The organism is Streptomyces durbertensis (assembly GCF_014156695.1).
Taxonomy (GTDB): domain Bacteria; phylum Actinomycetota; class Actinomycetes; order Streptomycetales; family Streptomycetaceae; genus Streptomyces; species Streptomyces durbertensis.
Window position 1 is genome coordinate 1 of record NZ_WMLF01000430.1, and the last position, 4,640, is coordinate 4,640.

Here is a 4,640-nt window from a genome sequence, read left to right on the forward strand (position 1 = left end):
AGGGCGCCGAGGAGCGCCCTGGCACGACCCCGTGTCGCCCGGGGCGGCTCAGCCGCGCCGCTGTGCGGTCGGTCGGGGAGCGGGGGTCAGGCCGTGCCGGATGGCGTGCGCGGAGTCGATGCCGTAGCAGAACTCCCGCAGGGCGCGGATGCAGAGACGGAAGAAGTCGCGCATGAGCTCGTCCTTTGTCGCTCGCGGCGCGTCGGCGGTGCGGAGGGTGCCGACGCGGCCCGGTGTTCCTGTGGCGGGCCCTCGGGACACCGTCCGGTCGGATGCCGGCCGGCGCCGGTGTCGGGGCGGTCGGCCCGGACACCGGGCCTTGCTTCACGAGACTGCCAGCGCGACCCCGGCGGCACCAGTGGCGCTGACGACAGGGTTCGATAAGATTCCGCCATGACCGGGAAGACGCTCGAGAACGCCGCACGGCACCGCGTCGCGCTGCTCGTGACCGCCGACTCCTCACCGTTCGAGTTGGGAGTGGTGACCGCCGTGTTCGGGCCCTACCTCCCGGACCTGATCCCGCCCCGCTACGAGCTGAGGGTGTGCGCGGAGAACGCCACCCCGGTCCCGCTCGGAGCAGGGGCCTCGCTCAGCACGCCGTACGGACTCGACGACCTGGTGGAGGCCGACACGGTGGTGGTGCCGAGCAGCGCAGACCTGGACACGCCGCCGTCCGAGCGGCTGCTGGAGGCGCTCAGAGCGGCCCATCGAGCCGGAGCGCGGATGGTGTCCACGTGCACCGGGGCGTTCACCCTCGCCGCCGCCGGCCTGCTGGACGGCCGACGGGCCACGACGCACTGGCGGTGGGCGGAGCTGCTGCGCGCCCGCCACCCGCTGGTCGAGGTGGACCCGGCCCCGCTGTACGTCGACGACGGTGACGTGCTGACCAGCGCCGGCAGCGCGGCCGGCCTCGACCTGTGTCTGCACCTGGTCCGGAAGGACTTCGGCACCGAGTTCGCCAACACGGTCGCGCGCCGGCTGGTGATCCAGCCGCACCGGGACGGCGGCCAGGCCCAGTACGTCGAGGCGCCCGTGGGTGCGCCGACGGCGGAGGACAACGGCGTCGCGCGCAGCATGACGTGGGCTCTGGAGCATCTGGCGGAGCCGGTCACGGTGGCCGATCTGGCGCGGCGGGCGGACATGTCCGAACGCAGCTACCTGCGGCACTTCGCGCGGACCACCGGGAGTTCGCCGATCCGTTGGCTGGTCGCCCGCCGGGTGCGCGCGAGCCTGCCGATGCTGGAGAGCACCCGCGCCTCGATCGAGGAGGTCGCGGCGGCCGTCGGCTTCGAGTCGGTGGTGACCTACCGGCACCACTTCGGCCGGCTCATGCGCACGTCGCCGTCGGCGTACCGGCGTGGCTTCCGCGCCGCGCCGGCGGGCGCGCCGACGGATGCTCCCGCCGGGATCGACGCCGGTGCCGGGTCCGACCGGCTGGCCGGCTGAGGGCCGGGCCGGTCGGGCACGCCGCGCGCCTCTTCGGTCCGCTCAGCTCAGACCCTTGAGGAAGGCGAAGAGGGTCGCGGCCAGCTCGGCCGGCGCGTCCTCCTGGACCAGGTGCCCGGCGCCGGGGATGACCGTCAGCTCCGCCTTCGGCAGGCGGCCGACCAGCTCGTGGCCCCGCTCGACGGGGATCCACCGGTCCTCCGCGCCCCAGCAGACGAGCGTGGGCGGTCGCAGGTCCCCGAACCGCGCGTCGAGTTCGTCGGTGTAGCGCTGGTCGGCCTGGGCGATCTGGCGGTAGAACGCCGGCTGGCCGACCTCACCGAGCCACGGTGCCACCAGCTGCTCCGCGACGTCGGGAGCGAGGCCCGGGTGGCTCGCCGAGCGCACGTACTCACGCACAAGTGCCGCGTGCATAGCCGGCGGCAGCTGCTCGAACACCGAGGTGTTCGCCCCCACGAGCCGGAAGAACGGGGAGCCCCAGGGGGCGAGGGCGACGGGGTCGACGAGTGCCAGCCGCCGGTAGGGGGCGCCGTGGAGGAGACTGGCGCGCAGGGCCACGGCGCCCCCGAAGTCGTGCGCCACCACGTGCGGGTCGGTGAGACCCCAGTGCGTCAGCAACTCGGTGAACACCAGGCCCTGCGCGTCGAGCGACACGTCCTGCCCGGCCCGCTTCTCGGACACGCCGTAGCCGGGCATGTCCCACACGTAGACGCTGAAGTGCGGGGCGAAGGAGCGTGCCACGCCGCGCCACACGAACGAGGAGAAGGGCGTGCCGTGGAGCAGTACAACAGCTTCCGGGCCGTTCCCGAGCCGGTTCCAGCGCACCTCGCCTGCCGTGCTGTGGTACGTCTCGCTCAGCGACCAGTCGTTCAAGGGTCCCTCCTCGTTCCGTGGGGGTCACGAAGGAGAAGGGTACGCGCGCCCAGCCGCTGACCCTCGGTGCTGCGACGGTGAACGGCCTTCCCTCACACATGTGGTGACGTGTGATCAGGTACGGCCTCGGTGAAGGCGTTGCCGGCCATGCCGGCGGTGAGGGTGGTGCCGTCGGCGGGGTCGATGAGGAGGAAGGAGCCGGTGCGGCGGGAGGTGGTGTAGTCGTCCACGGCGAGGGGTTCGGCGGTGCGCAGGACGACGCGGCCGATGTCGTTGGGGAGCAGTTCGCCGGGGTTGTTCTGTTGGGAGAGGTCGTCGAGGGTGAGTCGGGAGGGGATCTGCTTGACGATGGCCTTGACGGTGCGGGTGGTGTGCTTGAGCAGGACGCGGGTGCCGGGCCGCAGCGGGGTGTCGTGGAGGTGGCAGACGGTGGCGGTGAGGTCCTGACTGGGGGCCGGTGGCTGGTCGTTGGGGACGAGGAGGTCGCCTCGGGAGATGTCGAGGTCGTCGGCGAGGCGGACGGTGACGGACTGGGGGGCCCAGGCGGTGTCGACGGGGCGGCCGAGGTTGTCGATGGCCTCGATGGTGCTGGTCCGGCCGGAGGGCAGCACCGTGACCTGTTGTCCGACGCGCAGGACACCGGCGTTCAACTGGCCTGCGTAGCCGCGGTAGTCGGGGTGTTCGGCGGACTGCGGGCGGATGACGTACTGGACGGGGAAGCGGGCCGCCTCCGCCGTGGGGTCGTGGGTGACCGGGACCGTCTCCAGGTGTTCCAGCACGGTCGGGCCGGCGTACCAGTCCATGGTGGCGGAGGGGGTGACGACGTTGTCCCCGGCGAGCGCGGAGATGGGGATGGTGGTGATCTCGGGGACGCCGAGGGAGGCGGCGTAGGCGGTGAACTCCTTGGCGATGGTCGCGAAGACGGGTTCGGCGTAGTCGACGAGGTCCATCTTGTTGACCGCGAGCACCACGTGGGGGACGCGGAGGAGGGCGGCGACGGCGGCGTGGCGGCGGGTCTGCTCGACGACGCCGTTGCGGGCGTCGACGAGGATGATCGCCAGTTCGGCGGTGGAGGCGCCGGTGACCATGTTGCGGGTGTACTGCACGTGGCCGGGGGTGTCGGCGAGGATGAACCGCCGCCTTGGTGTGGCGAAGTAGCGGTAGGCGACGTCGATGGTGATGCCCTGTTCCCGCTCGGCGCGCAGCCCGTCGGTGAGGAGGGCGAGGTCGGGGGTGTCCTGGCCGCGGTTGCGGGAGGCGTGCTCGACGGCCTCCAGTTGGTCGGCGAGGACGGACTTGGAGTCGTGGAGGAGGCGTCCGACGAGGGTGGACTTGCCGTCGTCGACGGAGCCGGCGGTGGCGAAGCGCAGCAGCGAGGTGGCCGAGGTCGCCTGGGTGAGATCGGTGAGATCGGTGGGGCCGGTGGTGGTGGACATCAGAAGTACCCCTCGCGCTTGCGGTCTTCCATCGCGGCCTCGGAGAGCTTGTCGTCGGCGCGGGTGGCGCCGCGTTCGGTGAGCCGGGAGGCGGCGATCTCGGTGATGACCTTCTCGATCGTGTCGGCGTCGGAGTCGACCGCGCCGGTGCAGGACATGTCGCCGACCGTGCGGTAGCGGACCAGGCGGCGCTCCAACCTCTCGCCGTCCTTGGGGCCGCCCCACTCGCCGGGCGCCAGCCACATGCCGGAACGCTGGAAGACCTCACGCTTGTGCGCGTAGTAGATCGCCGGCAGTTCGATGTTCTCGCGGGCGATGTACTGCCACACGTCCAGCTCGGTCCAGTTCGAGAGCGGGAAGACGCGGACGTGCTCGCCGGGGGCGTGGCGGCCGTTGTAGAGCTGCCACAGCTCGGGGCGTTGGCGGCGGGGGTTCCAGGCGCCGAACTCGTCGCGCAGGGAGAACACGCGCTCCTTGGCGCGGGCTTTCTCCTCGTCGCGGCGGCCGCCGCCGAAGACGGCGTCGAAGCGGTGGTCGGAGATCGCCCGCAGCAGCGGCACGGTCTGCAGCGGGTTGCGGGTGCCGTCCGGGCGCTCGCGCAGCTCGCCGCGGTCGATGAACTCCTGCACGGAGGCCACGTGCAGGCGCAGTCCGTGCTCGGCGACGACGCGGTCGCGGTAGTCGATGACCTCGGGGAAGTTGTGCCCGGTGTCCACGTGCAGCAGCGCGAACGGCACCGGCGCCGGCGTGAACGCCTTCAGCGCCAGGTGCAGCATCACGATCGAGTCCTTGCCGCCGGAGAACAGGATCACCGGCCGCTCGAACTCGCCCGCGACCTCCCGGAAGACGTGCACCGCCTCCGACTCCAACGCGTCCAGATGGCTC

Annotated in this window: 5 protein-coding genes; 1 reads left to right on the forward strand and 4 read right to left on the reverse strand. The window is 72.1% G+C overall.

The genetic code is table 11. The features are described 5' to 3' along the window. Positions 1-48 precede the first annotated feature (48 nt). Entirely contained in the window at positions 49-174 is a 126-nt protein-coding gene (locus tag GL263_RS28915; RefSeq protein WP_267132789.1) for a hypothetical protein, read from the reverse strand. A gap of 219 nt (positions 175-393) precedes the next feature. Here GL263_RS28915 and GL263_RS21965 point away from each other — a divergent pair, with 219 nt between their 5' ends. Then, complete coding sequence (locus GL263_RS21965; protein WP_182857471.1) at positions 394-1,446, forward strand: helix-turn-helix domain-containing protein; 1,053 nt, start codon at positions 394-396, stop codon at positions 1,444-1,446. A 42-nt stretch (positions 1,447-1,488) separates the two neighbouring features. On the opposite strand, the gene GL263_RS21970 is transcribed toward GL263_RS21965, so the two are convergent. From GL263_RS21970 to cysD, 3 genes are all read right to left on the reverse strand, one after another. Then, complete coding sequence (locus tag GL263_RS21970) at positions 1,489-2,319, reverse strand: alpha/beta fold hydrolase (protein WP_182857472.1); 831 nt, start codon at positions 2,317-2,319, stop codon at positions 1,489-1,491. Positions 2,320-2,411: 92 nt separating this feature from the next. Next, positions 2,412-3,755 carry a sulfate adenylyltransferase subunit 1 gene (locus GL263_RS21975; protein ID WP_182857473.1) on the reverse strand — a complete coding sequence of 448 codons (1,344 nt, stop codon included), beginning with the start codon at positions 3,753-3,755 and terminating at the stop codon, positions 2,412-2,414. Then, positions 3,755-4,640: sulfate adenylyltransferase subunit CysD (gene cysD, locus GL263_RS21980; RefSeq protein WP_182857474.1), on the reverse strand; the 886-nt coding region annotated here is incomplete at its 5' end. The genes GL263_RS21975 and cysD, both read right to left, overlap by 1 nt.

What these genes read in the sequence shown, in the direction of transcription:
- GL263_RS28915 (WP_267132789.1), bottom strand. Translation starts at nt 174, where the DNA reads ATGCGCGACTTCTTCCGTCTCTGCATCCGCGCCCTGCGGGAGTTCTGC.
- GL263_RS21965 (WP_182857471.1), top strand. Translation starts at nt 394, where the DNA reads ATGACCGGGAAGACGCTCGAGAACGCCGCACGGCACCGCGTCGCGCTG.
- GL263_RS21975 (WP_182857473.1), bottom strand. Translation starts at nt 3,755, where the DNA reads ATGTCCACCACCACCGGCCCCACCGATCTCACCGATCTCACCCAGGCG.